2 pseudogenes are annotated in these 750 nt (G+C 53.3%); one reads left to right on the plus strand and one right to left on the minus strand.

Annotation, left to right across the window (positions count from 1 at the left end):
- Positions 1 to 195 (minus strand): annotated as a pseudogene (locus B2W52_RS01705) (porin family protein); the annotation flags it as partial.
- 250 nt (positions 196 to 445) lie between these two features.
- Between B2W52_RS01705 and B2W52_RS01710 the strand changes: the two are divergent.
- Positions 446 to 750 (plus strand): annotated as a pseudogene (locus tag B2W52_RS01710) (potassium transporter TrkH); the annotation flags it as partial.

A 750-nucleotide genomic window follows, 5' to 3' on the forward strand; every position in this document is an offset into this window, starting at 1 on the left:
CGCCATCACGCCAACTTTGGCAGACAGCGTGCCTACGTCGGCATCCGCGTTACCGCTCTCAAGGTTCATGAAAGTGTAGTTCAGGCCTGTGTAGAGCCCGCCAACGCCAGACTTGTACATATCCTGGGCGGATGCGGCTCCTGCAGCAGCCATACCGGTGGCAAAGATAACGGCAATTGAACGTACGTGTTTCATTTTTTATCTCCTTAACCGAATTGTTCGGTGTACATCGCTGAACTTGCACCAGACTGACGCGTTTTGCCATCAGAAAGATCCGCATTTACGCGTTATTTACACCGATTTAATTCGCCGGTAATTTCAGCATCCGCGCGGTGTTACCTTGCGGAAGGCCGACCCCACAGGTATTCTGACGCCGTCTCCCGGTATCAGCTGGCTCGAGCATCCATTGAGAAATCTCTACCCCGTCATTTTCATTGTCAGCGTCATGTTCGTGCTTTTGAGCATTTTCATGACATTGCCTGTCATCCTGCTTGCGGGCTCTGAAGCGCCGAACGCCATGGCGTTTGCAGAATCGGCCGCCATTGTCTGGGGGCTCGGTATACTGGGAATGGCCGCCACCTACCGCAAACCGAGAGATCTGAAGCCCAGGTACATGTTCGTACTCACGGTATCTTCGTGGTTCATTATTGCCCTGTTTTCATCGCTTCCTTTCTATCTGAGTGACCTGGGCATTTCTGCCGCAGACGCCTTTTTCGAGGGCACCTCGGGGATTACCACCACCGGGGCAAC

This window comes from Marinobacter sp. UBA2498 (genome assembly GCF_002341575.1).
Taxonomy (GTDB): Bacteria; Pseudomonadota; Gammaproteobacteria; order Pseudomonadales; family Oleiphilaceae; genus Marinobacter; species Marinobacter manganoxydans.